Annotated in this window: 24 protein-coding genes and 1 pseudogene; 4 read left to right on the forward strand and 21 right to left on the reverse strand. The window is 48.4% G+C overall.

The annotated features are described in order from the left end of the window. The first annotated feature begins 157 nt into the window (after window positions 1–157). Window positions 158–361 (forward strand): hypothetical protein, encoded by a 204-nt coding sequence (locus GKZ89_RS01345; protein WP_155110581.1) that lies wholly within the window; start codon window positions 158–160, stop codon window positions 359–361. A gap of 103 nt (window positions 362–464) precedes the next feature. Here the strand turns inward: GKZ89_RS01345 and GKZ89_RS01350 are convergent, their stop codons facing one another. The 17 genes and pseudogenes from GKZ89_RS01350 to GKZ89_RS01430 all read right to left on the reverse strand — a co-directional run bounded on the left by GKZ89_RS01350 (window position 465) and on the right by GKZ89_RS01430 (window position 16049). Then, a complete protein-coding gene (locus GKZ89_RS01350; protein ID WP_155110582.1) occupies window positions 465–653 on the reverse strand; it encodes a hypothetical protein in 189 nt (62 codons plus the stop codon). 50 nt (window positions 654–703) lie between these two features. Further along, the gene (locus GKZ89_RS01355) at window positions 704–2167 is read right to left on the reverse strand and encodes an NAD(P)/FAD-dependent oxidoreductase (protein ID WP_155110583.1); all 1464 of its coding nucleotides are present in this window, start codon (window positions 2165–2167) and stop codon (window positions 704–706) included. Between the two features lie 161 nt (window positions 2168–2328). Next, window positions 2329–2412, reverse strand: a pseudogene (locus tag GKZ89_RS01360) (YjcZ family sporulation protein); the annotation flags it as partial. A gap of 137 nt (window positions 2413–2549) precedes the next feature. Then, window positions 2550–3254, reverse strand: a complete 705-nt coding sequence (locus GKZ89_RS01365) for a hypothetical protein (protein WP_155110585.1) — start codon at window positions 3252–3254, stop codon at window positions 2550–2552. Between the two features lie 37 nt (window positions 3255–3291). After that, window positions 3292–3945, reverse strand: a complete 654-nt coding sequence (locus GKZ89_RS01370; protein ID WP_155110586.1) for a DUF1796 family putative cysteine peptidase — start codon at window positions 3943–3945, stop codon at window positions 3292–3294. 35 nt (window positions 3946–3980) lie between these two features. Further along, window positions 3981–4904, reverse strand: coding sequence for a GDP-mannose 4,6-dehydratase (locus GKZ89_RS01375; protein WP_155110587.1), 924 nt, complete (start codon window positions 4902–4904; stop codon window positions 3981–3983). A 13-nt stretch (window positions 4905–4917) separates the two neighbouring features. After that, window positions 4918–5430: a hypothetical protein gene (locus GKZ89_RS01380; RefSeq protein ID WP_155110588.1), complete on the reverse strand. Its 513-nt coding sequence runs from the start codon at window positions 5428–5430 to the stop codon at window positions 4918–4920. Window positions 5431–5447: 17 nt separating this feature from the next. Continuing rightward, window positions 5448–6656, reverse strand: coding sequence for a glycosyltransferase family 4 protein (locus tag GKZ89_RS01385; protein WP_155110589.1), 1209 nt, complete (start codon window positions 6654–6656; stop codon window positions 5448–5450). Window positions 6657–6819: 163 nt separating this feature from the next. Then, window positions 6820–7695 carry an NAD-dependent epimerase/dehydratase family protein gene (locus GKZ89_RS01390; protein WP_155110590.1) on the reverse strand — a complete coding sequence of 292 codons (876 nt, stop codon included), beginning with the start codon at window positions 7693–7695 and terminating at the stop codon, window positions 6820–6822. Further along, window positions 7692–8519, reverse strand: a complete 828-nt coding sequence (locus GKZ89_RS01395) for a dTDP-4-dehydrorhamnose reductase family protein (protein WP_155110591.1) — start codon at window positions 8517–8519, stop codon at window positions 7692–7694. Before GKZ89_RS01395 ends, GKZ89_RS01390 begins: the two co-directional genes overlap by 4 nt. Next, on the reverse strand, window positions 8520–9506 hold the full coding sequence (locus GKZ89_RS01400; RefSeq protein WP_162356344.1) for a polysaccharide biosynthesis protein: 987 nt from the start codon (window positions 9504–9506) through the stop codon (window positions 8520–8522). Between the two features lies 1 nt (window position 9507). Beyond that, entirely contained in the window at window positions 9508–10587 is a 1080-nt protein-coding gene (gene wecB / locus GKZ89_RS01405) for a non-hydrolyzing UDP-N-acetylglucosamine 2-epimerase (RefSeq protein ID WP_162356346.1), read from the reverse strand. A gap of 228 nt (window positions 10588–10815) precedes the next feature. Beyond that, window positions 10816–12588 carry a collagen-like protein gene (locus GKZ89_RS21110; RefSeq protein ID WP_241680093.1) on the reverse strand — a complete coding sequence of 591 codons (1773 nt, stop codon included), beginning with the start codon at window positions 12586–12588 and terminating at the stop codon, window positions 10816–10818. Window positions 12589–12605: 17 nt separating this feature from the next. Then, window positions 12606–12962, reverse strand: a complete 357-nt coding sequence (locus GKZ89_RS01415; RefSeq protein WP_155110592.1) for a hypothetical protein — start codon at window positions 12960–12962, stop codon at window positions 12606–12608. A 392-nt stretch (window positions 12963–13354) separates the two neighbouring features. Beyond that, window positions 13355–14134: a hypothetical protein gene (locus GKZ89_RS21115; RefSeq protein WP_241680094.1), complete on the reverse strand. Its 780-nt coding sequence runs from the start codon at window positions 14132–14134 to the stop codon at window positions 13355–13357. A gap of 55 nt (window positions 14135–14189) precedes the next feature. After that, entirely contained in the window at window positions 14190–15650 is a 1461-nt protein-coding gene (locus GKZ89_RS21120; protein WP_155110593.1) for a hypothetical protein, read from the reverse strand. 39 nt (window positions 15651–15689) lie between these two features. After that, window positions 15690–16049: a hypothetical protein gene (locus tag GKZ89_RS01430; RefSeq protein ID WP_155110594.1), complete on the reverse strand. Its 360-nt coding sequence runs from the start codon at window positions 16047–16049 to the stop codon at window positions 15690–15692. Between the two features lie 228 nt (window positions 16050–16277). Here GKZ89_RS01430 and GKZ89_RS01435 point away from each other — a divergent pair, with 228 nt between their 5' ends. Continuing rightward, window positions 16278–17147, forward strand: coding sequence for a GT-D fold domain-containing protein (locus GKZ89_RS01435; RefSeq protein ID WP_155110595.1), 870 nt, complete (start codon window positions 16278–16280; stop codon window positions 17145–17147). After that, window positions 17144–18262, forward strand: coding sequence for a glycosyltransferase family 2 protein (locus GKZ89_RS01440; protein WP_206672148.1), 1119 nt, complete (start codon window positions 17144–17146; stop codon window positions 18260–18262). Before GKZ89_RS01435 ends, GKZ89_RS01440 begins: the two co-directional genes overlap by 4 nt. Window positions 18263–18299: 37 nt before the next feature. On the opposite strand, the gene GKZ89_RS01445 is transcribed toward GKZ89_RS01440, so the two are convergent. The 3 genes from GKZ89_RS01445 to GKZ89_RS01455 all read right to left on the reverse strand — a co-directional run bounded on the left by GKZ89_RS01445 (window position 18300) and on the right by GKZ89_RS01455 (window position 22987). Then, window positions 18300–19508: a hypothetical protein gene (locus tag GKZ89_RS01445; protein WP_155110596.1), complete on the reverse strand. Its 1209-nt coding sequence runs from the start codon at window positions 19506–19508 to the stop codon at window positions 18300–18302. Between the two features lie 57 nt (window positions 19509–19565). Beyond that, window positions 19566–21770: a collagen-like protein gene (locus GKZ89_RS21125; RefSeq protein WP_241680095.1), complete on the reverse strand. Its 2205-nt coding sequence runs from the start codon at window positions 21768–21770 to the stop codon at window positions 19566–19568. 155 nt (window positions 21771–21925) lie between these two features. Further along, window positions 21926–22987, reverse strand: a complete 1062-nt coding sequence (locus GKZ89_RS01455) for a glycosyltransferase family 4 protein (RefSeq protein WP_155110597.1) — start codon at window positions 22985–22987, stop codon at window positions 21926–21928. Between the two features lie 165 nt (window positions 22988–23152). Between GKZ89_RS01455 and GKZ89_RS01460 the strand changes: the two genes are divergently transcribed. Next, window positions 23153–23869 (forward strand): glycosyltransferase, encoded by a 717-nt coding sequence (locus GKZ89_RS01460; protein WP_155110598.1) that lies wholly within the window; start codon window positions 23153–23155, stop codon window positions 23867–23869. 41 nt (window positions 23870–23910) lie between these two features. Here GKZ89_RS01460 and msrB read toward each other — a convergent pair whose 3' ends face one another. After that, window positions 23911–24867 carry a peptide-methionine (R)-S-oxide reductase MsrB gene (gene msrB / locus GKZ89_RS01465; protein WP_155110599.1) on the reverse strand — a complete coding sequence of 319 codons (957 nt, stop codon included), beginning with the start codon at window positions 24865–24867 and terminating at the stop codon, window positions 23911–23913. Between the last annotated feature and the right edge of the window lie 47 nt (window positions 24868–24914).

Consider the following 24914-nt stretch of genomic DNA (forward strand, 5'->3'; position numbering starts at 1 on the left):
AAAGGGCTGGGCTCCATCATATATCTGGTATTTTAAGCATAACCTTCCAAAAATTCAGCATATATCTTAAATATTCAGCATAAATCCTAAATTTTCAGCATAAAGGGCGGAGTTTTCATCATATATGATCTGACGGGGTCTAGTAGAAGGTGACGCCTTGGGATTAGTAAGCTCTGGAAGTCCTTTTCAGCAATTAACCTTTGAAAGTCAGCAATTAATAGGAAAAAGTCAGCAATTAATGCCTGGTAGTCAGCAATTAATGCCTGGTAGTCAGCAATTAATGTCTGAAAGTCAGCAATTACCCTTAAAAAGTCCGCAATTAAGTTCATTCTGTTCGGAATTATTGTATGAGGACAGGTAAAAGAGAATAAAAGTCCATGCAGCAGCATGTTTTACATAAAAACGGGTGAAAATGATGTGTATTTCAAGCCCTTGTAATCTTTTACTCGTCACTCGCGGATTTTTCAATCATCCAGTATGCTTATTCCATCACCTCCACCCTCTATTCCATCACCCCCGCCCCTCATTCCATCACCTCCTCCCACTATTCCATCACCTCCGCCCACAATTCCATCACCTCCGCCCATCATTCCATCACCTCCGCCCACAATTCCATCACCTCCGCCCATCATTCCATCACCTCCGCCCATCATTCCATCACCTCCGCCTTACGCAATCAAAAAAAGACAGCCAACTGGCTGTCTTAGGCGAATACTTCTTCTTTTTGTCGAGCGGGTCTTTTGGAGGCGATGTCGCGGGCGATCCAGACGCCGCATGCGCCTGCCTGGGCGAGGCCGCGGGTGATGCCTGCGCCGTCTCCTCCCACATAGAGGCCGCCGATTTCGGTTTCAAACCGGTCGGACAGCTTTGGGCGGGCGGAGTAGAATTTTGCTTCTACTCCGTAGAAAAGCGTATGCTCGGATGCGAGGCCCGGTGTTACTTTATCAAGTGCTTCTGTCATTTCAATCAGGCTTTTCATCGTATTGTAAGGCAGGGCGAGACCGAGATCTCCCGGTACTGCTTCTTTCATTGTCGGCTCAAGGAAGCCTTCTTTGATCCGGTTTGCGGTGGAACGGCGGCCTTTCAGGATATCACCATATTTCTGAACGATTAATCCTCCGCTTGAGAGGCTGTTTGCAAGCTTCGATACCTCATGCGCGTATTCGTTCGGCTGGTCGAAAGGCTCGGAAAATTTGTGCGAGACCAGCAGGGCAAAATTGGTATTATCGCTCCCAAGCTTCGGGTCTTTGTAGGCGTGGCCGTTCGCGAGCATCGTTCCGGAGTGGTTTTCGACGACTACATGTCCGGAAGGGTTGCTGCAGAACGTTCTGACACGCGTCCCGACAGATGTATTGAAAATAAACTTGCCTTCATATAAATGTTCATTGATTTCCTGCATGACGACATTGGATGTCTCTACACGGACACCGATATCGACTTGATTGCTGATCATGGCGAGTCTCCGTTTTTTTAGGATGCTGCCGAGCCAGGTAGAGCCGTCGCGGCCCGGGGTCACGATCACTCTGCCGGCATGGATTTCTTCGCCGTTTTTGAGCAATATGCCCTTCACTGTATGCTTTCCATCTTCTTTAACGGTGATCAGATCTTCCACTTCTGTTTTAAATTGCATATCGATTTTTTCTTTTAAGTATTCATAAATGCTTTTCAGGATTTCAAGGTTTTGCTCTGTTCCGAGGTGGCGGACCTGAGCGCGAAGGAGCTTCAGTCCCGCTGCATAGGCTCTTTTTTCAATATCCTTTACCTGTGATGTCAACGGGTCGGTGATGGTATCTGTCGCTCCGTGCTTCAGGTTAATGGAATCCACATATTTAATTAAATCGACGACCGTGCTCTCAGGGAGATAATCGGTCATCCAGCCCCCGAATTCACTGGTGATGTTGAATTTTCCGTCTGAATAAGCACCTGCTCCTCCAAATCCGTTTGTGATGGAGCATGCTGGAAGACAGCCTGAGAAATCTTTCTTGCCAGCCGGCGGCGGGCATTTCTCTATTTTTTTCTGAAGAATCGGACAATTCCTCCGATAAATGTCGTGACCTTTGTCGATCAGCAGGATCTTTGCCTCCGGCAGAAGATTGTTTAGTTCATATGAAGCAAAGATGCCTGCCGGCCCTGCTCCTACGATGATCACATCATATATGCGTTTCAAGGGAACCCCTCCGATAGTTGTTTTTCAATAACCCTTGGCAAATATATCAAAGTAAACCGCTTCCGTCAACCATAAAACGAACTATTATTAATAAATTTAATTTTAATGTTCGTGTTTAAAGAGGGCATAAAAAAGAGCCTCTGCGGGCTCTCTTTGTTTTGTCAGCAGCCGATGTAAGCTGCTCCAACGATAATCAAAAGGATAAACAGAACAACAATTAGTACAAATCCGCTTCCATATCCGCCGCAGCGGCCGTGTCCAGCGTAACCATGGTAACCGTACATGTAAAATCCCTCCATTTGCTGTAGTCAATCATAGCCTATGCAGCATGAGGGTTGTTTCGTTTGTGTGAATGCCTAATTTTTCACAGCCATTAACCTGGTTAAATTTTATTTACAGCAAATGTTTCGCTGACTGCTGTGGATGGAGGCCCGGCAAACTGCTCCGAGATAATGCTGATATCACAGAGGGAAACGGTTGCGGGGAAAAAGCCAGGAATTGGATTTAGCGAGACCGTGTCATGTGTCAGACGGCCGACAATGCCGATGATGGCTCCTCCCGTCGTTCCGAGGAGAACGGTGCGCCCTGTCAGCCTTTCCAGTTCTTCCTTGATTCCTTTCGTACAGTGGACCGGATACCCGGAACTGCCGTATTTTGGAAGGTATGCGTTATGCGTTTCGCGGCCGTAATGCTCTTTGCAGCACCGGATTTCTTCTTTCCACGAATGCTTCCCGCATGTGCAGTAATCTTCCTGCCACGAATGCTTCCCGTACGTGCAGTGATCTTCCTTCCACGCATGCTTCCCGCATGTGCAGGAATCTTCCTTCCACTGATGCTTCCTGCATTTGCAATGATCTTCCTTCCACGCGTGCTCCTTGCAGCAGCCGTCTTTCATGCAGTGTTCCTTACAGCTGCATTCTTTGCAGCAGCAGTGTTTTTTCTTCTCGGGCATTCCGTTATACATGTGATCCCTCTCCTTTTGACTGTATAAAACAGAACTGAACGATAGGTCATACCCCTCCATTTTGGACACATGCTCAGCCAGTTTAACAACGAGATATTTTCCGAATTTCTTTTTCCCGGGCATCGCTTATCCCTCTCTCCGCTGTGCTTTTTCCCATCATCTATTCAAAGTAGTCGTCCAGTGCATCGCCTTTAATGGTGATGCCGCTTAGGACTTCCTGCCACAAGTGATCATTGCTGTTCCATTTTTCCGTATCGGGAAATTCGAGCACGCATGTTTTTTCCAGACCCCAGTCGATTGGAGTGACCTCTTGAACGGCGGTATGGTTGATGAGGAGGATGCAGAAGTCATTGGCCACTCTCTTGGACAGCACCTTCTCGAGTTCAGCCGCTTCTTCCTGACTTCCTTCAGTCCGCACGAACAGCAGCCGTTCTCCGTTTTCCATTTTTTCAAGCGTTCTCTCGATGCGGCGGTCAAATTTCTCCCGGACCTGCGGATAGGAGGCGAGAGAGGTGAGGGTATTTCCGTCCTTTACATAAAAGTCATGATTGGACACGAAATTATAGCCATCATCTGCCACACAGATTACATCATCTCCTGCATAGCCGATGATCCGCAGGTTTTCTTCGTCAAAAAAACCGATAAACTTGTTTTTTACAAGGCGGCTCACATCTTTCAGAAAAGGCGAAGCCATCCAGTCCAGCACACCGGAAAAATTTCTTAAATTGTTTTTTTTCAGCTGTATGGAACCGAGGCAAAGATCTCCCAGACTGATAATCGCGTCATAGGAACCTTTGATGCTTTCCAGATTCATATTTCCTGATCCTCCATTTTTAAATTTTTTTGAACTCAGCTCTCTGAGTGACTTTTATAATAGTGATACGTTTCAGCAAGCCCTCTCTCGAAGGAGTACGCAGGCTTCCAGTTCAGGAAGCTGAGAGCTTTTGCATTATCCAGGCAGCTGTGGCGGATATCGCCGGTGCGTTCGGCTGAATAGTTCACACTGACTGCAGCCGAATGATGCCTTTTCATTTCATGGATCAGCTGATTGATCGAATGGGTCCTGCCGGTGCTGATGTGAAAAATTTCACCGTCACCTTTGTGCATCACTGCCACATTTGCCGCGGCAACGTCTTTAACAAAAATAAAATCGCGTGTCTGCTCGCCATCGCCATGTACATCTACGAAGCCCTTATCTGCCATGCTTTTCAAAAAGACCGCAACGACCCCGCCGTCTCCTTTCGGAAGCTGCCTTGGACCATAAACATTTGCATATCTCAGGATGGTGCATGGCACGTTAAAGAGTTTTCTGTACAGCATCATGTAGGATTCTGCGGAAAGCTTGGAGAGGCCATAGGGAGAGGTCGGATCTGCAGGATCGGTCTCTTTCAGCACATCTTCTGAAAGGGATCCGTATACAGCAGCCGTTGAGGCAAAAATCATTTTCGCACCTGTTTCCTTGCACGCTTCGAGCATGTTAATCGTCCCATGCAGGTTCACTTTCTCATCATAAAGGGGATCTTTTACCGAAAGACCGACGTCCGCCTGTGCCGCAAGGTGGAAAAGAAAGGACGGACGGATTTTTTTGACTGTTTCATACGCTTCCCTGCTGCATATATCCGTTATATGAACAAACACATTTTCATTACCGGGCGCTCCGGTCGGAGCGGGTTTCAGATCGAGGATATGAACCTCAATCCCGAGCTCCGCCAGGCTTTCCGCAAGATGGGACCCGATAAACCCGGATCCCCCTGTTACTACTGCCTTCTCCATCAAATCTTCCCTTCTATTCGCCGGATTGAACGATATTCTTTAAAGCTTCAACCGTTTTTGGATTCGGGAGTGTATACGTGTCCGGCAATGCCGTCTCAAGCCTTGACCAGATTTCCGGGTTGGCGGCAAATGGTCCTGTTCCTATAAGGCCGGCAAGCACTCCCTTGTCTTGCACAGGGGTTTCCACAATTCCGGCAAACCTTCTGTTGATTGCGTCCCAGAATAATTGGCTGGCATTCGGCATTTCTTTTACAGCACTGAAGGTTTCTTGTTTCATCCCATCAAGATTGACAGGGACTTCGTCCTGGACTGGTTCTGTCAGATTGAGAGGGGCAACGTTCCCGCTGTGCTCTTTTTCCAGAACGGGATTTCCCATTTCTGCTTTTTCCTTTAAAAGAGTCATCAGACTTTCCATGTTTGTATGGACTCCGCCGGCTTTTCCAGCGGATTTAGATGCGGCCATGGAATTCAGCAAAGCCTTAATTCTAAGCTGGCGATCGTACAGCCCTGATCCTTTTTTTTCCACGTTTGTATTACCTCCTTTTACTTGTTCATTACATGCCCGTATAAATTGATGAGCTTTCTAACCCCTGAACCAAGATCCCAGTGGATCCTTCCCCAATCTCTCGCTGCTTTCCCAAGACGTTCTCTCAAATCATCGCAATCGATCAGGGTAAGCAGCACCTCTGCCATTTTTTCAGCATTTTCCGGCGGAAAGAGGAGTCCTGTTACTCCATCCTGCACCATTTCAGGCAGACCCCCGGTTTCACTTACAGCAATCGCTTTTCCCATAAGCTGTGCTTCAATGACGGACAGCGGCTGATTCTCGATTAAGCTTGGAAGAACGAAAACATCAGCCTGCTCAAGGAGCAATGGCAAATCATCGCGGATCCCAAGAAATTTCACATCATCCCTTAAGCCAAGGACCCTCGTTTCAATGGAAAGCTCCGGCTTTTGCTCTCCGTCTCCCGCAATCCAGCAGACCCAGTCCTGATTCGTCTCTTTCATCAGGGCGAGCGCTTCCAGCAGGTAGTTTACACCCTTGAGCTCCACCAGCCTGCCTGAATATAAGATGACTTTTTTCCCCTTTGGTTTTTCGACCGGATCATTCATCTTGCTGTAGTCGTACGGAGGCATGATATAACCGTAATGCATCACTTCCAGCTGCTCTTCAGCCACACCGAATTCATCCATTAAAATGTCTTTCAGCCAGTTGTTGGCGACTACTGTCTTATCAGCACTTTGCCCTCCCATGCGTTCCAGCGCATCGTAGTATTCTTTTGCAATATAAGCATTCGGCGACTTATGAATCGTCTTCAGCTGGCGGCGGATTTCATGGGCAACCGAGCCGTGCAAAGTGGCAACTAAAGGGGTTTCAGCGGGCTTCACCCGTTCGATGCACGTTGCAGCCAGCACATCCTGTGTATGAATGATGTCATAGCCGTCCAGACCAAGATACGCAGCTCCGAGCTCAAAGCAATACCGGTGGATTTCCGTATATTCCACCAGGGAGTTTTCATAAATTTCCGGGTATTCCTGTTTGCTTACCCGTGCAGCAACGAGCGGCAGCAAATCTTCTTTTTTTATCTTTCTGTCCTGATTGACCATGTGAATGTACGTATTGTCCGCCCCGTATCCGAGCAGATCCACCTCGTGGCCGAGCGCTTCCAGGTATCCTTTTGTCTGAACCATGTAATTCCACACCCCTCCGAGATGGGGAATGGCCCAATAAGTGGCCAGCAGTATTTTCATTTTTTCAGCTCCCGTCATGCAGTTCATCCCTCTAATCCTGCTGCTTATAAGATATGGATTGGCATCATTGGATGACACCCTTTTTTACCCGCTGGAATACAATATGGGTTTATTGCTCACGGACAGAAGCGGAGATTCAGGGGCATGAAAAAACACCTGATTATCAGGTGTTCGTATAAAAAGCCAATGTATCCTTCAGAGAATCTGTGAACGAATAGGCGGGCTTCCATCCAAGCTTCATTAAAAAGGCGGGGCTGCCGGGGATGCTTGCATCCCTTTGTCCCTGGGAAGCTGCTTCGATACGGACCGCATCCGGAAGGATTTGCTTATATGTTTCTGCTATTTCCAGAATGGTACGGTGCACACCCGAGCAAACGTCGTACACTGTGCCTGCTGTTCCGTTTTCCAAAAGAATCTCATAGGCTGCAGCGGCATCTCTTACATCTATAAAATCCCGTTTTGCGCGGGGATTTGGCAGGTGCAGATCAGCGGCACCGGACTGCCCTGCTGCCTCTGCAATTTTTCGGGCAAAAGTACTGCAGACTCCCTGTGAATGACCCGGACCAATCAGGTTGGATGGCTTGGCAATAACCACATGCAAGTTGTAAAGGGAAGAAAATCCAAGTGCGGAAAGGGTTTGGAGCGTTTTACTCAGACTATAGGGGTGCGGTGGGGCTTTTGGATCCGCCTCCAATGCAGACCCTGTAATCAGGAGCCTGCAGCTGGGAACCATCTTCCTGACAGCCTCCAGAAGGTATAAAGCCGGCAGCACATTCGCTTCGATTGTACCAGCGGGGTCTCCCCACGACTTCCCGGCATGGCTCATTCCCGCCAAATGAAGGATACGGTCAGGCTTTGTATCGCTGATCATCTGGAAGACGGCTTCTTTATCCCGGAGATCAGACGGTATCCAGCGTACAGCCGGCTTATCCGGAATGCTTCTGGATGTCCCGGTCACATCATAGCCTTTCTGAGAGAAATAGCGGCAGGCATGGATTCCGGTAAACCCGCTCGCACCGGTGATCAGGATGCGGTTCATTGTCTGTCCATCCAGTGTTTAAGCTCTTTCAGCATCGTTTCGTAGGATGGAACATCATAATGCATATCTGTCCTTGTCTTAACAATCGTCCGGTCAAGCACGATTTCGCTGTCCGGCAGAATGGTGACATCCTCCTTATTAAACGTTTCCTGAAAAAGCTTCAGCAGACTGTATTTCGATATCCTGGAGGGATTGCATAAATGATACAGACCGGATGCATCCGCCTCTGCAAGCCTGTGTATCGCTTTCGCAAGCTCAAGTGTTGTGACCCCGTTCCAGAAAACCTGCTCATATCCTTTAATTTCTCCGTGCTGTTTCATAAACCAGGAGAACAGGCCGATACCATTTGCTTTTCGTTCAGGGCCGATAATTGACGTCCGGATCGTCAAGTGCGGCTCGTCATAGATCTCTCCAAGTCTTTTAGACTGGGCATAAAAGGAGGTTCCGTCAGGTGTGTCCTGTTCACTGTAATTTCCTTTCTTCCCCGAAAAAACGCAGTCTGTGCTGATATGGATCAGCTTTCCACCCTGACGGTTCAACAGCTTAACGAGCTGATGCGGCAAAATGCTGTTTGCCTGCAGCGCAGCGAGCGGCTGCTCTTCAGCCGCGCTGTTTAAAAGGCCAATACAATTGATCACCAGGTCAGGTTTAATGGCTACAATGATTTCTTCAATAGCATGAGCGTTGCTGATGTTTAAATAGATGCCCTTCGTATCGGTCCAATCTCTTGTTGTGTAGGTTACCCGGAAGGCCGGTATGCTCCCGAAGTAATCTTTTATGACGTGCCCTGCCATTCCGGCGCCGCCAAGCACGAGAATGTTCATTTACAGAAAACCGCCCCTCCGCAGCATCGCCTTGATCTCGGATTTGGACATCAGGTTATCACTGGAATCGTAATTTTCCAGTTTTACAGGTTCATAGCCAGCGTACCGTTCTTTAACACCTTCTATAAAAATAGATGGAAGAATGACATAATACTCATCGTCATAAATGATGGAGTAGGAGCATTCATAATTCGAAAGCAGCAGCTCATGGATTTTTTCTCCCGGCCTTACCCCGGTCGTTTCAATTTTCACATTTTTCTTCCCGCTCTCTTCGATCAGCACTTCGGCAAGATCCACAATTTTACAGGTCGGCATCTTCATGACGAAGATCTCTCCGCCAACGCTGTCTTTAACAGCTTTGAAGACCAGCTTAATGGCATCTTGAAGCGTCAGGAAAAAACGGGTCATTTTCAAGTCAGTAATTCCGACTTTGTTCGTTTCCGCCATCTGTTTTTTGAACACGTGGATGACACTGCCGTTCGTGCCAAGAACGTTTCCGCCCCTGATGCAGACAAACTTTGTTGCTGTTCCAAGCGTATTGGCGTGAATGATCAGCCTTTCTCCCATGGCTTTTGAGAATCCGTAAAAGTTGGACGGATCGGAAGCTTTGTCTGTAGAAATGTAAACGACGGAGCGTACGTTATTGGCGATTGCTGCATCAATCACGTTCTGTGTCCCGTGGACATTCGTTTTCAATGCTTCTAGCGGCTGTGCCTCACAAACCGGAACGTGCTTAAGAGCGGCCAGATGGAAAATATAATCGGTTCCTTTGGCAGCTTCAGCCATCGCTTCACGGTCTCTGATGTCGCCAATTAAAAATTTCAGGCAGCTGTCTTCTTTAAATTCCTGCCCCATCGTAAATTGGCTTGATTCGTTTCTCGAAAAAATCCTGATTTCCTTCGGCTTGAACTCCAGAAGCTGCCTGACTAGTTCATAGCCCCAGGAGCCTGTACCGCCTGTCACTAAGATGGTCTGGTTGTTAAACACGTTAATGGCCTCCCAAAAGTATTTTGATTACGGTATCGGATACATTCACACGCAAGTATTCTGCCGGCACTTCCCAATCCGGCGGCAGCGACATCATGTATTTCGTGCAATCGGCAATCCTGTCTTTATTGATGCCGGATAAAATATTGCTTCCGCAGGCAATCGTCTCCGGCCGCTCGGTCGTCTTCCGGACGGTGACGGCAGGAACATGGAACAAGCAGCACTCCTCCTGTACGGTTCCGCTGTCTGTCAGGACACACGCTGCCCGCTGTTCAAGATGGACGAAATCAAAGAAGGAAAAAGGCTTGTAGAATTCTACGAGGGGATGAAGCTTGATTCCCGCTTGATCAAGCCGGGATTTTGTCCGGGGATGGATGCTGCAGATCAGTCTTTTATTCTGGCTTTCTGCAGTAAGATTCAAGCCTTCAAAAATTTCCTGCAGATGCTCCTGCTGATCTACATTTTCTGACCGGTGAATGGTGGCCAGAAGGTAATCCTTCTGTTTCAAACCGAGCTCTTTTAAGATGCCGCTGTTTGAAATGTCCTTCCGGTAATAGTCCAGCACTTCCTTAATCGGGTTGCCGATGACATGGATATCTTTTGTATGGCACCCTTCTCTAAGCAGATTCTCACGGCTTTGAGCCGTATATGGCAGGTTGCAGGTCGATGCCGCATCAATGATTTTGCGGTTTTTCTCTTCCGGAACAGCGAGATCGTAGCATCTGTTCCCTGCCTCCATATGGAAGACCGGGATGTTCATCCTCTCTGCAAGAATGGAAGAAAGTCCGCTGTTCGTATCTCCTAAAACGAGAATCCGGTCCGGTTTTTCTTTTTCCAGAATGCCTTCGAGGCTGCTGAACATCTCTGACAGCTGCTCACCGAAGGATAATTGCTTATGAAACAGCTGATAATCCGGCTGCCTGATCTTTAATGATTGGAAGAAAACGCCGCTCAATTCTCTTGTAAAGTTCTGCCCGGTGTGAATGACAATATGCTTTTGGGCTAGCTGATCGAGCTTCGGTATGATCCGGCTCAGGCGGATGATTTCCGGCCGTGTGCCAAGTATGGTTGCAATTTTCACTTTCCATTAGCCTCCTGACCTGCTGAAAACTCCGCGCAAAACGCTCCTCTCTGTGCATTCCCTCTAACATATGCTCGTTCAAGCGGCTAGGAATAGGCAAAATCATTGACTTTTCTCGTTTCTTATAAAACCGTTACCTGCCTAGTTCTTATTACTGTTCTGAAAAAAAAGCCTTCTGTCGTCCGTAAACGATAGAGGGCCTTTTTATTGACTGATCTGGAAAGAGACTTAGTAGACAGAAACAACAATTGATCTTGTTTCAGCTTGTGCACTTGCCAGACCGTTTCCGGTAATATTTATCTGAATGCTGTACACAAAGGTACCCACTCCAACATCATCGAACCAAACAATATTCGGTACGTCACTAAACGTACGTGCTGCAGCTGTAGTAAACTCGAAATTTTTTGTTTCAGTAACAGTGGCGATAGGAGTGACATCCCTGAAGAGTGTCATCGTGATATTGTAGCTTGGAGTGAGTGTCACAGCATCTGTTACGATTACAACATCACACATAGTAGTAATGATTAAATCATCGTCCTCATTATCAGTAGTAACCGGGCCATTTGTAAGAACAGTAGTCGGCGTAGCTAAAGGAACAGCGACAGCAACTCCACTCTGGTTGTTTACAAACGGCACGTTATTAGGGCCAGTCGGACCGGTTACACCTGCTGCTCCTGTAGCTCCTGTTGGACCCGTTTCACCTGTTGCCCCTGTTGCTCCGAAACCTGTTGGACCCGTTGGGCCGGTTGGACCGGTAGCACCTGTCGGACCGGTAGCGCCTGTTTCTCCTACTCCTGGCCCCGTTGGACCTGCCGGACCCGTTGGACCGGTCTCACCAGTTGCTCCTGTTGCTCCGAATCCAGTAGGACCCGTTGGACCTGTTTCCCCGGTTGCTCCCGCTGTTCCAGTCGCACCCGTTGCTCCCGTTTCCCCGGTTGCTCCCGCTGTTCCAGTCACACCTGTTGCTCCCGTTTCCCCGGTTGCTCCCGCTGTTCCAGTCGCACCCGTTGCTCCCGCTTCTCCGGTTGCCCCTGTTGCTCCCGTTTCCCCGGTTGCTCCCGCTGTTCCAGTCGCACCCGTTGCTCCCGCTTCCCCGGTTGCTCCAGCTGTTCCAGTCGCACCCGTTGCTCCCGCTTCCCCGGTTGCTCCCGCTGTTCCAGTCGCACCCGTTGCTCCCGCTTCCCCGGTTGCTCCTGTTGGTCCAGTTGCTCCAGTAGGGCCGGTTGCTCCCGCTTCCCCGGTTGCTCCCGTTGCTCCAGCTGCTCCGGTGGGTCCTGTTTCTCCTGCTCCTGTTGGTCCAGTTGTTCCAGTAGGGCCGGTTGCTCCCGCATCTCCTGTTGCCCCAGTCGGACCGGTCGCTCCGGTTACTCCTGCTCCTGTTGGTCCAGTTGCACCCGCATCTCCGGTTGCTCCGACTGCTCCTGTTGCACCGGTCGCTCCAGCGGCACCTGTCTGCCCGGTTGCTCCGGCTGCTCCTGTTGCACCTGTTGCGCCTGCAGAACCGGTTGTTCCAGCGGCACCTGTCTGCCCGGTTGCTCCTGTTGCTCCAGCAGCACCTGTGGCCCCGGTAGCACCTGCCCCTGTAGGACCAGTTGCCCCTGTTGCTCCCCTGGCACCGGTTGGACCGGTCGGGCCAGTTCTGCCTCTTTCATCCCCTCTTAATTCTTCAAACACTAAACGATGGGCCGTTACGATCTGCCCTGATGCATTTTTGCCCCAAACGGAAACCTCAGTCTCTTCTTCAGCCGTTCCGCCAGTAGTAAACACATATTCGAACGCATCCAGATTGGCAAAGTAGTTTCGGGTTACAGCCTGGTTCGGATTGATGCTGATCAGTTCTTCTACATACAGTGTTCTGGATCCATTTAGCACGTAGCCGCGTATTAGGATAGACGATGAATCCGTCGAACTATTGTTGTCAATTTTGACAGTTACAAGCTGGGTGGGTCTGACCCCGCCTACCGGATTATTTTCAATCGGTCCGGTTGATAAAATCGCCATTCAGTTTTACCCTCCATTTAAGAATTTTCTTCAAACTCTTCAAATACAAGACGCTGGGAAGAAACAATGTTCCCTGACGAATCTTTCCCCCATAGTGACACTTCCATTTCCGGTTCAGCCGTGCCTCCTGCTGTCAGCAAAAACTCATACGTATCCACATCAGCAAAGTAGTTTCTTGTTAAAACTTGATTGGGGCTTATAGATACCAGTTCCTGAACATAAAGCGTCCGTGAACCGCCGATACTATATCCTTCAACTAATAGGGTTCCGCTGTTTACAGCATCCCGGTTAACCGCCTTAACTGTAAGAAACTGGGCAATCCTCCCCAATGCCCCCGATTGGTTATCTACAGGCCCTGTAGAAAATTGTGCCATTTTTTTCTCCTTTCTACGCCAGCTGAGTGCAGGTATACTTACACTCAGTACATTTTATTAAACTAAAGGAAATCTGCTTGTATTTCTGTCATATCCAGTTGAAAACAAACCAAAAACAGGCTGTCCAAAACATATCAATTTGTTAAATTTCTTTACTTTTTAATTAGATTAGCTGATCTGGAATACTCAACCTGAGGTGGCAGTGCACTTCTCCTCTCTTCGCGCCCGTCCCGCTTCTTTATGACCGGATTCAAGCACTTTCCGCTTCAATCAGCGGGATCAAAATTCATGCCATCTTAAAAACTAAACCCCGGAAGCTCTAGAGCATTCCGGGGGTTTAACTGGATTGGTTTTGCTTACAGCACCTCAGCGGACAGCCCTATCTTGTTCTCTTAAAATTTGCTGACGATGATCGAACGGCTCTGCACTACCGCTTCTAACAGCTCAACTCCGGTTACCGTAACCAGTAGACTGTAGGTGTACGTGCCCGGGGGGACATCATCGAACCAAGATATGCTTGGGTATTCTGAAAATGACCTCGTTAAATCGAAAGGAAAGGCAAATTCTTTCGTGATTGTGACAGTAGTAACGATTTCAGTGTCTCTCAGTAAATCAAAAATAATCGTATAGCCTGGTTCTGTTGAGGTCTCAGCGGTAGATGTTACCTCTATATCAGCGAAAGCATTAATGATAAGACTCTCTTCTTCTGATGTTTTGGTAATTGGGGGTGCTGTCAGAACCGTTTGCGGTGTGATCAGAGGGATAATTAAAGTTGTATTTGTCTGATTGCTGACAAAAGGAATGCCCCCGCCGTCATTACCTGAGCTGCTCAATTCATCAAAAACGAGACGGTGTGCTGCAACGAGCTGACCAGAAGCATTTTTGCCCCATACAGAGATCTCTGTTGCCGATGCCGCGGCATCTCCGGTTGTAAAAACAAATTCAAATGCGTTTACATCTGCAAAATAGTTTTTGGTAATAACCTGGTTTGGCGCGATAGCCAGCAGTTCACTAACGTATAGAGTTCTGGTGCCGTTTAACTGATAACCCTGAATCAGGATGGTAGAAGAGTCCGTTCCACTCGAGTTATCAATTTTCACTGTTACCGTCTGAGTAGGTCTGCTCCCTCCAGCCGGGCTGTTTTCGATAGGACCAGTTGATAAAATAGCCATGTGTCTCCTCCTCAAAAATCTATAAATTTGCTAAGTAACTATACAGACAGGTCCATTAAAACTTGATCAAATTTAAATTTCTATTAACAGCTGAGGCGCCATTAACGTTGTTCGCTTGCGTAACGTTCGTCCTGACCTGATAAACCGCCGCCGCATTCGCCACAATCGGAACATCTACGAATGTGTCTGCTATATCGAACCGCTGGATACCGGCGCTTGCCAGTGTTCTGTTCAGCGTTCTTGTTGAAATAAGCTGGTTGTCTCTGTATAAAAGAAAAGTTACGGAGAACGTGTTATTGGCGTTCGCATTTTCTTCTACTGCCAATGCATAATCCACTTTAATTCTCTGTCCTGCGGCAACGGAGGTGATAACCTGGGCAACAACGACTTCTATTCCAAGGGGAGGAAAGATCGCGATTGCTCCCGCGGTATTAACGAATGCCAGCTGCGGCTGAGTTCCAGTGGGTCCTGTCGGGCCAGTTACTCCCGCTGTCCCAGCTCCGGTTGGGCCTGTGGCTCCTGTGGCTCCTGTTGCTCCTGTGCTTCCCGTTGCTCCTGTTGCTCCTGTTGCTCCTGTGCTTCCCGTTGCTCCGGCTGCTCCGGTCGCTCCAGCACTTCCGGTCACCCCGGCTGCTCCCGTTGCTCCTGTGCTTCCCGTTGCTCCCGTTGCTCCGGTCTCTCCTGTGCTTCCCGTTGCCCCGGTTGCCCCGGCTCCTGTAGGACCCGTTGCCCCGGTGGCTCCCGTTGCTCCAGTGCTTCCCGTTGCCCCTGTTGCCCCAGCTCCAGTCGGACCCGTTACCCCGGTGGATCCCGTTGCTCCGGTCTCTCCTGTGCTTCCAGTCGCTCCGGTTTCTCCAGCTCCGGTCGGTCCTGTAGCTCCAGTGGCTCCCGTTGCTCCGGTCTCTCCAGTGCTTCCAGTCGCTCCGGTTTCACCAGCTCCGGTCGGTCCTGTAGCTCCAGTGGCTCCGGCTGCGCCTGTTGATCCTGTACTCCCTGTCGCACCGGTTTCTCCAGCTCCGGTCGGACCCGTTGCTCCGGTTGCACCTGCAGCGCCTGTTGGTCCTGTGTTTCCTGTCGCCCCGGTGGCTCCAGCCCCGGTCGGGCCTGTTGCTCCGGTTGCCCCGGCTGCACCTGTAGAACCTGTTGCCCCTGTAACTCCTAATTCTGAACCGAGCAATTCGTCAGAGACAAGGCGATGGGCGGTTACAAGTTCTCCGGCCGCATTTTTCCCCCATACGGACACCTCTGTACTTTCCTCCGCTGTGTCCCCTGTTTCAAAAACAAATTCAAATCCATCGAAATTTGCAAAATAATTTTTGGTGATGACTTGATTTGGAGAAACCGAGATCAATTCTTCCACATACAGGGTCCTGCTTCCGTTTAAGATGAACCCCCTTATTAGAACAGAGGAAGGATTGACAGAATCACGGTTGTCAATTTTCACCGTGACCTGCTGACTCGGCCTCACACCCCCAACCGGGCTGTTCTCAATCGGTCCTGTTGATAAAAGCGCCATTTCGGCAGTCCCTCCTAAATAAATACATGAAGCCCGGATTTAAATGGTTTGATTCAAAATCTCATCAGATACAAGGCGCTGGGAAGCGACAAGGTTTCCGGATGCGTCTTTTCCCCACACTGAAATCTGTGTAGATGTCTCAGCAGCCCCACCCGTCGTAAAAACAAATTGATACTCATCAAAATCAGCGAAATAATTCTTAGTCAGCACCTGATTCGGAAGGACCTGTATAAGTTCCAATACATAAAGAGTTCTTGTGGTTGTCAAAATGTATCCCTGAATTAGAACAGTAGATATGTTCACCGGATCCCGATTATCAATCTTTACCGTTACAAGCTGCACCGGCCTAACTCCGCCAGCCGGAGTGTTTTCAATTGGACCTGTAGATAAAACAGCCATGTTCAACCTCCTGTCATTTTTCTTATCCGCTTTCGCGTTCAGATCAAAAAAGCATAAATTTCAATCCATACATCTTATTCATAAAGTTCAAGCCCGCTTAAACGCCTGTCCATGCATGTTTGTCCAATTGTAATTTTTTTCACCGGCTATGATTATTCCAAGCCTGCCTGCAATAGGTATGTAAAGATGGATATCAGGGTTTATTTCAATCGTATGGGAGGTTCAAAAATGTATCATTTTACAGAAAGCCAGCTTAAAAGAATGGCACTGATGGGCTATCCCAACCTCAACATAACAGATGATGCATATTATTCCGGCGGGGAGTATCTTGTAGAGAAACAAGTTGGAGACAGCATGCTTCTTCCCTATTCTGCAGAAGAAATCATAGCAGCCGGGGCGGAAAGTCTGAAGGAGGATTTGATTCACCTAAGAAGAGGAGCCGAGGTTAAAGAACAAATCCTTACCTCCCTTAAAGAGGGAACCGGATGTTCCATAACAAGAATGGGTGACGGGCCGCTTGGATTTCTCGCCCACGACCATCTCATTCCGGCTCAGGTGATGAAAAATGACCCCTATTTTCAGTTCCTTGATTTTGCCGGGGTAAAGGTTCCTGACCACCGCAACAGGGACCTGCTGACTGAGTACATCACCAAAACCGATTATCTCGGCGTCCCTGTCAGAAGGCTTCCGGTGTTTCAGTCACTCTTTATTAGATTGGCGAAGTTTCACAATTGGCCGCTTAAAAAGATGAACCTCACTCATTCCAATATCAATCTTGAGCTGAATGAGCTTGGTACGTATTCGGAAATCTTGAAAAAACATAGAGTATTGCTGATTGGAAACCGCATGGGAGAGGTAAAAGAATTCTTTGAAAGACTTGGGTTCCATAATATTGCCGGAACCGTTAGAGTAGAAGGTCTGGAGAATGTTCACAAGGCCATAGATGAAGCTTCCCGCTATTCCTTTGATGCCGCATTTGCTGCTGCTGGAATTTCAGCTTCGGTTATATGTGTGGAGCTTGCCAAAGCGAAAAAAACCGCCATTGACTTTGGCCAGCTGGCAGACGGTCTGATCAGCGGGAGAGCTGTTGTAGGATGAAGCGCACGCCTATGATCAGTGTCATTATGCCGGTCTTTAACGCAGCGCGATTTCTTAAGCCATGTATTGAAAGCATCCTCTGCCAGACTGAAAAGGACTTTGAACTGCTTATCATCAACGATGGTTCTACGGATGAAAGCGAATCGGTCATTCAAACTTTTGGTGACCCAAGGATTAAATATGTTACACAGGCAAACGCCGGTGTCTCGAAAACAAGAAACAAAGCACTCGATCTGGCAGAAGGATACTTTATCGTGTTTCAGGATGCAGATGATGTATCCGTCCCTTCCCGCTTTCAACAGCTCAGACAGCAGTTCCACTCCGAAACGGTCGGACTCGTCCACTCAGATGTCCTGCTGATTGATGAGCAGGACCAGCCCGCGGGATATTACAGCAACCGGAATCTGGACAAACAGCGCGCCCTCAGGTATTTTTTCAAAATCGGCACGCCGATCTGCGGCGGGACTGTGATGGCCAGGAAGGAATGTTTTGAAAATGTGCGGTACGATGTTGAACTGAAAATAGGGGAAGACAATGAGATCCTGTCGCGCATCACCCAAAAATGGGACTCTGTTCATGTCCCCGAGCCCCTGTACCTGTATAGAAGACACAGCCATAATTCAGCGAGACATAATCAGTATGCGACCGTTTTTGCCCACGTGCAGAAGTTTTTAGATGACTACCCGCTGGAGGTTTTGATCCCGGAGCTGGATTGGAGCAAAAATTCGAGCAAATCCCGTGCTTATGCCATCATCTCCCTCTTTTTGCACGGCAGAGGTATGCATCTTCATGCCGATAACTGGATGAAAACGGCAGAGGAATATGTGTCTGATCAGGATTCCAGCCTTTTTGTCAAAGCCATATCCATGATGCTTGCCTCCAAATATAAGGAGGGCCTCCAGTTGCTTGACCAGTGCAGCATCCGGGATCATATTACAGAGAATTATAAAGGTGAATGCTTAGCGCGGCTTCAAGACGCTCCTTCCGCACTGCAGTGCTTTTTTAAAAGCCTCAAGTTGGCGCCACATTATCAAGAACCGATGGATAATCTGAAAGCGCTCGGGGGGATGGGGAATTTTATGATTGGCGATATAACGTGGCAGAAATATCACTGACATTACAAAAGGACGTGCCGGAGCACGCCCTTTTTATTTACCAGTTCTCTGTTACTCTAAAAATCGCTGTAACCGAATTGGTGCCTGGTCCACCTACAGATGCTACAGCCAAGGTCACTATTTCATTGTCAGGCAGTTCAAAATCCAGAAGCTGTTCGGTAGTGAGCACCCGGGTAGATGTGGATGAAGAAGCTGAAGCCAATCCCTGATAAACGACTTCTCCCCCTGAGATTGTTGTAGAGGTGGAGTTGACCAGTAACGCTGTCTCATTTGTCGGTATATTTGTTGTAGCCGTAGGAAAATTGACAAACGCCCCATTGACTGTGGCCCCAAGGATAACCTGAAAAGCCAGGTCTACGTTTGTAACAATTTCTACAGCCTCTAAAAGCACTTGTACGGAATTGGGTCTTCCCGAACCTGCAGGAAAGACTGCTTTTCTGGTGAAAGAGAGAACAGGTGTTAAGCTTGCGGTAATGTTATTAACGGTTCTTCTTTCGGAAGTATTACGAAAAACAGGATCAAATTTGCCAATGATACTATACTGCCGGCCGCCTACAAAAAGACTAAAAGGTGCAGCAGTACCGTTATTTGCTATTTCAGCTCTCAAAGGAAGGTTTGGATCAGTAAAACTCGTTTGCCCGGAAGGAGAAAAACGGTTGACAGTTACAACTTCCTGCGCAAAAGTTACAGGGTTAGTAATGACTACCCTGAATTCGATAACACCATATCCATACCAAGTAAAAACGATCAAAAAGATATTGCCATCTGCCAGGTTAAGTGTTATCCCGCTAGGTCCGCTCCCATCTAACGGATCTACATTCCATGAGGCTTGGGGAATGATGGTGTCTGCCCCTCCGCGCCTTATACCTACAAAAGTTCCCGAACTGCTGCTTCCAAAAAATGCTCCATTCTGATCGTCAAAGAGCCCCCACCGGGAAATCTGATTTGCTGTTGGCGCTCCAGGCTGCCTTATGGCAATTCCGCTCTCACATGCATAACCCGGTTCATATCTGCCTCTCTCTGCGCTATCCAGTACTGCCCGATCAGCAGCAGCTGCAGTGGTAAGATTATATTCTGTTGCATTATTCGTAACAGTTGCTGTTCCGGTGGTGGTCACAATATCACGCAGATCAGAAATGCCGTATGTTGAAACCAGCTCGATAATTGGCGTTTTTCTGGAAACCAGCAGTTCATTAAATTGGGAACTGACGTCTGGTCCTACATTATTAATGATGATATCTGCCATAAAAATCCTCCTTCCTTAAAAATTTCATAAGCAAGTTTACATGGGGCAGAAAGACCTTTACCATTCTTCAGTCACTCTGAACGTAGCTGTTACAGGATTTGTACCGCTTACGAGATTTGCTACTGCGAGTGTAATATTTGAATTGTCCGGAAGTTCAAAATCCAAAAGGAGAGCTGAAGCGAGTACCCTGCTGGAACCCGAAACCCCTGCCGCGAGACCCTGAAGAATGACCTGACCGCCTGTGATCGTCGTCAGCGTGTTATTGACAAGCAGCGCTGTTTCGTTCGTTGGAATATTTGTAGTGGCAGTAGGAAAGTTGGTAAAGGTCCCATTAACCGTACCGTCCAGTATAATTTGATAATAAATATCATCAGAGGTGACAAGGTCGATCCCTTCCAGCCTCACACTAACCGAGTTTTCTCGTCCAGATCCAGCCGGGAAAACAGGCTTGCGCTGGAATGAAATAAGAGGGGTCAGCGCTGTCCCAGATACATTCACCGTTCGTCTCTCTGAAGTAATGCGGAAAACTGGATTATATTCTCCAAGAATGCTGTATTGCCTTCCGCCTACAAACAAATTAAATGGAATGGCAGTGCCGACATTTGCAATTTGAGCACGTATAGGAAGATTCGGATCCGCTACACTTGTTTGAGCAGTTGGGGTAAAACGGTGAACAGTTATGACTTCCTGAGCAAGCGTTACAGGGTTTGGAAGGACAACTCTAAATTCAATAACCCCATACCCGTACCAAGTGTATACAATCTGAAAAATATTTCCGTCCGCAAGGTTCAATGTGGCTCCGCTCGGACCTGTTCCATTGAGGGGGTCTACATTCCAGATCGCCTGTGGAATAATTGTATTTGTATTATCCCTATTGATGCCAACAAAATTACCGATCGGTCCGCTCGTACCAAAAAAGAATCCGTTCTGGTCGTCAAAATAGCCCCAGCGTGCCACCTGGGTTCCCTGCGGCGGTGCTGGAAGACGGATGCCTATCCCTGCTTCACCTGCATAACCGGATTCATATCTCCCTCTTTCTGCACTGTCAAGTATTGCACTGTCTGTCGGGCCGGCTGCTGTATTGAGCAAATACTCCGTCCCATTATTTGTTACGGAACCAGAACCCGTTGTGGCAATTTCATCCCGCAGAACCGAGATTCCATATACGGACGTGAGCTCAATTAGAGGCGTTCGTTCAGCTGTCCTGAGTTCTGCGAATTGAGAGCTGACTTCCGGTCCTACATTTACAATAGTAGCATTAGGATTAAATACTCCTGTCGGGCCGGTAACCCCTGCAGATCCGGTCGCTCCTGTAGCACCCGTGCTGCCTGTTGATCCGGTTGCTCCTATTTCACCTGTAGCCCCTGTTGGTCCTGTAGATCCTGTTGAGCCGGTTGGTCCTGTTGCCCCTGTATTTCCGGTTACTCCCGTTTCTCCTGCACCTGTCGGCCCGGTCGCTCCAGTTGCTCCAGTCGCACCTGTTGAACCTGTACTTCCGGTTGCTCCCGTTTCTCCTGCACCTGTCGGCCCTGTTGCCCCTGTTGAACCTGTGGCTCCTGTGGATCCCGTACTTCCGGTTGCTCCCGTTCCTCCTGCACCTGTCGGCCCGGTCGCTCCAGTCTCCCCAGTCGCACCTGTTGAACCTGTACTTCCGGTTGCTCCGGTTTCTCCAGCTCCAGTCGGTCCCGTTGCGCCCGTTGAACCTGTGGCTCCCGTCGGTCCCGTATTTCCGGTTGCCCCGGTTTCTCCGGCTCCGGCCGGTCCGGTTGCTCCCGTTGAACCTGTGGCTCCTGTAGGTCCGGTATTTCCGGTTGCCCCGGTTTCTCCGGCTCCAGTTGGCCCTGTTGCCCCGGCTGTTCCTGTCGCACCTGTTGCTCCTGCAGCACCGGTTGCACCGGTAATACCTGCATCAGTTCCTAATAATTCATCCGATACAAGCCTGTGAGCTGTTACTAACTCACCTGCAGCATTCTTTCCCCAAACGGATACTTCGGTTTCATTTTCAGCGGGTCCTCCTGTTGTAAATACAAATTCAAACGAATCAAAGTTAGCAAAATAATTTTTCGTGATAACCTGGTCAGGACTGATATTCAGTAATTCTAATACATAGAGAGTTCTAGTGCCGTTCAGAAAATACCCTTGAATTAGAACAGTCGAAGAATCTGCTGAATTCCGGTTATCAATTTTTACAGTAACCTGTTGGCTCGGCCTGACACCGCCAACCGGACTGTTCTCGATAGGACCGGTCGATAACAAACCCAAATTTTTTCCCCCCTGCATTCATTCTTTATATACTCTCTCTTTTTAGAGCGCATATATCGCATATTATTCATTTAGGAAAAAAAAAACTGAGACAATCTCCCAATCTAGTAAATTCTTTATAAGAATTACGAAAAGAGCAAGCACTGTCAATGTTTTTACTGAGTAAGAATACAGAAAAATGCCTGACCATACTTCTGCCGGCTGAAATGATGTTTTATGTGATGAAGCGCTCCTGCCGTGATCTGATCCCTTAATCCGGAGTTGTTCAGCAATTCCAGACCCTCCATGCAGGCACCGCTTATATCGCCCAGGCTGTAAAACTTGCCGGTCTGGTTATGAATGATGGAGCGCTGCACGCCATCCGAATTAGTAGAAAGCACGGGACACCTGCAGCTCATCGCTTCAACGATCGCATAGCCGAACCCCTCTACCTTTGAGGTTGAGCAAAAAAATCCGCCTGAGTCCCCCATTCTGGAAAAATAATCGGCCATCGCTTCATTTGGGATGTTCGAGAGAACGGTAAGCCTGCTTTCAATGCCGAGCGCCGGCTTCAGCATCTCGAATTCTGCCCGTTCTGCCGGAATGGAAAGGGTGTGGTCCTCAAACATGAAATAATCGGCATCTACTTGGTGGACATGTGTCAGGTGGTGGGCAATCTGGAGGAATTCACGCCAGTTTTTGTTGTCCTCGATCCGTCCGATCCAGCCGATAATCGGGCGCCCATGAGCCGGGCCGCTGACGAACGTAAACCGTTCTGCATCAAAGCAGTTATCGATAAAATGGAACGGGAAAGAAGGGTAAAGTTCATGGAGAAGCTGCATGATATGAGGAGTTTTAGAGCTTAGGATGCAGCTCGCATAGGGGGTCACATAGGGGGCCGCCATTGTCAGTGTATTCCTGGCCGCTTCCATTGATCCGAGGCCCTGGATTTCAAAAATCAGCTTTCCTGTATAGCCCCAGCTTCTGATCTTAGGAAGAATCGTATAATCGGAAGTGACCACAATCGCATCGTATTGATGCTGCTGGATCGTCTGCATGATTTCATAGTCTGAAGCCTGTATATAAAGCGGCGTCCCGTGATCGTTGATCAGCGGCCTCTCCTGCCGGTAGTAGAGGAAATGGCACTCGATACCTCTTTCAGTAAGGGCCTTTGCCCTCTGCCTGTTAAGCGTCTCCACACCGCCGCTTGGGACGTAATACATAAAAAGTACTTTCATTTTCCTCGTCCTTTCCCGTGCTTTGTCTTTTACATAACTATGTAACAGGAAAGGGATTGGAATATGCGCTTTTATCAGATTTTTGTAAAAGCTGGACAAATATCTTATCAAGGGGGGCAGATGAGACATACCTTATTGGAGAATCTGAAGAAAAGGAGAACAACTATGACTCCATTGGTATCCATCATCATTCCTTTTTACAATTGCTCATACGTTCAGCAGGCAGTTGAAAGCTCGATCAACCAGACGTATCCGAATGTCGAAGTGATTGTAGTGGATGACGGTTCCTACATCCACACTGAAAAACTGCATCCTTACATGCACCGGATCCGGTACATCCGCAAAGAAAACGGAGGAACAGCTACCGCTTTAAACGCCGGTATTCAGGCAGCACAGGGGGAATACATCGCCTGGCTGAGTTCAGATGATTTCTTCCTGCCCGATAAAATTCAAAAGCAAATGGACTTTATGCTGCCGAGGGGCGCTGCCTTCAGCTTTGGAAACTATCATTATATTAATGAATACAATCAAATTCTGGTCCCGTGGTGCGGCCACCGCTTCTCACCGAATGTACAGGAGGTTCCTCAGTTCTTTCTGCAAGGAAACCCAGTGAACGGGTGCACGATTGTGATGAAGAAAACATGCTTCGACCATGTGGGTCTATTTGATCCGCAATGGCTGTACACACACGACTATGATATGTGGTTCCGCCTCATCCTCGCCGGATATGACTTGTATTATATTGATGACGTCCTCATCCAATTCCGGACTCACGGTGAAGCCGGAACGCGCAAATACCAGCCTCAGATTATGTCTGAAGTTTACCAGCTGGAAGCAAAATACCGTCCGCAGCTGTGGAATAAATTGTATAATCCCTCCTAATTGAAAAAGGAGCCCGTCTAAAAACGGACTCCTTTTTTATATCAATCAAACAGCACGCTGTACCGGCCATACCCCTGCTCATCCAGTTCACTCTTCGGAATGAATCTAAGGGCGGCGGAATTGATGCAGTACCTGAGCCCGTCCGGTCCCGGTCCGTCGTTAAAAACATGTCCAAGATGGGAATCGGCCGTCTTGCTCCGCACTTCGGTCCGGATCATGCCATGGGTATAATCCATCTTTTCATCCACTTCCTGCTCATCGATCGGCTTGGTGAAGCTCGGCCATCCGCAGCCCGCATCGTATTGGTCATTTGAACTGAAAAGCGGTTTTCCTGAAACGATGTCTACATAGATCCCCTGTTCTTTGTTATCCCAGTATTCATTGCGGAAAGGTGGTTCCGTCCCATTATTCTGGGTGACTTCATATTGCATCGGGGTCAGCGTCTTGAGAATATCAGCCTTTCTCTCATCTTTTTGCCCCCAGTGGTCCTCAATAAATTTCGCCCGGCCCGATCCGGTTTTGTACCGGTTATAGTGGGACGCATTTTTTTTGTAATAATCCTGATGATACTCCTCAGCAGGATAAAACGGCGCTGCCGGTTTAATTTCAGTTACAACCGGCTTGTTGAATTTACCGCTGGCATCCAGCTCCTGTTTTGATTGTTCAGCAAGAAGCCGCTGCTCTTCACTATGATAGAAAACAGCGGTTTGATAGGACTCTCCCCTGTCAAAAAACTGTCCGCCGGCATCGGTCGGATCAATCTGCTGCCAGAAAAGCTCAAGCAGCTTTGTATATGGAAACAGTTCCGGATCGTACGTGATCTGCACCGCCTCATAATGGCCTGTCTGATTTGAGCATACTTGTTCATAAGTGGGATTTTCTACAGTGCCTCCAGTGTAGCCTGAAACGACTCTTTCGATTCCCGGCATCTCATCAAACGGCTGCACCATGCACCAGAAGCATCCTCCTGCAAATGTTGCCTGTTCATATTGTTTCATCCGTAAGCACCTCACTTTATATTCATACCGCTATTATAACACCTGTA

This window comes from Metabacillus mangrovi (genome assembly GCF_009711125.1).
Taxonomy (GTDB): domain Bacteria; phylum Bacillota; class Bacilli; order Bacillales; family Bacillaceae; genus Metabacillus_B; species Metabacillus_B mangrovi.

Bases quoted from the DNA above. Each gene is read 5' to 3' on its own strand.
- GKZ89_RS21115 (WP_241680094.1), bottom strand. From the start codon at position 14,134: ATGGCTATTTTATCAACTGGTCCTATCGAAAACAGCCCGGCTGGAGGG.
- GKZ89_RS01460 (WP_155110598.1), top strand. From the start codon at position 23,153: ATGACTCCATTGGTATCCATCATCATTCCTTTTTACAATTGCTCATAC.
- GKZ89_RS21110 (WP_241680093.1), bottom strand. From the start codon at position 12,588: ATGGCGATTTTATCAACCGGACCGATTGAAAATAATCCGGTAGGCGGG.
- GKZ89_RS01390 (WP_155110590.1), bottom strand. From the start codon at position 7,695: ATGAACCGCATCCTGATCACCGGTGCGAGCGGGTTTACCGGAATCCAT.
- GKZ89_RS01445 (WP_155110596.1), bottom strand. From the start codon at position 19,508: ATGGCAGATATCATCATTAATAATGTAGGACCAGACGTCAGTTCCCAA.
- GKZ89_RS01365 (WP_155110585.1), bottom strand. From the start codon at position 3,254: ATGCCCGGGAAAAAGAAATTCGGAAAATATCTCGTTGTTAAACTGGCT.
- GKZ89_RS01385 (WP_155110589.1), bottom strand. From the start codon at position 6,656: ATGAAAATACTGCTGGCCACTTATTGGGCCATTCCCCATCTCGGAGGG.
- GKZ89_RS01455 (WP_155110597.1), bottom strand. From the start codon at position 22,987: ATGAAAGTACTTTTTATGTATTACGTCCCAAGCGGCGGTGTGGAGACG.
- GKZ89_RS21120 (WP_155110593.1), bottom strand. From the start codon at position 15,650: ATGGCGCTTTTATCAACAGGACCGATTGAGAACAGCCCGGTTGGGGGT.
- GKZ89_RS01370 (WP_155110586.1), bottom strand. From the start codon at position 3,945: ATGAATCTGGAAAGCATCAAAGGTTCCTATGACGCGATTATCAGTCTG.
- GKZ89_RS01350 (WP_155110582.1), bottom strand. From the start codon at position 653: ATGATGGGCGGAGGTGATGGAATGATGGGCGGAGGTGATGGAATTGTG.
- GKZ89_RS01415 (WP_155110592.1), bottom strand. From the start codon at position 12,962: ATGGCACAATTTTCTACAGGGCCTGTAGATAACCAATCGGGGGCATTG.
- GKZ89_RS01435 (WP_155110595.1), top strand. From the start codon at position 16,278: ATGTATCATTTTACAGAAAGCCAGCTTAAAAGAATGGCACTGATGGGC.
- GKZ89_RS01395 (WP_155110591.1), bottom strand. From the start codon at position 8,519: ATGAACATTCTCGTGCTTGGCGGCGCCGGAATGGCAGGGCACGTCATA.
- GKZ89_RS01375 (WP_155110587.1), bottom strand. From the start codon at position 4,904: ATGGAGAAGGCAGTAGTAACAGGGGGATCCGGGTTTATCGGGTCCCAT.
- GKZ89_RS01430 (WP_155110594.1), bottom strand. From the start codon at position 16,049: ATGGCTGTTTTATCTACAGGTCCAATTGAAAACACTCCGGCTGGCGGA.
- GKZ89_RS01440 (WP_206672148.1), top strand. From the start codon at position 17,144: ATGAAGCGCACGCCTATGATCAGTGTCATTATGCCGGTCTTTAACGCA.
- msrB (WP_155110599.1), bottom strand. From the start codon at position 24,867: ATGAAACAATATGAACAGGCAACATTTGCAGGAGGATGCTTCTGGTGC.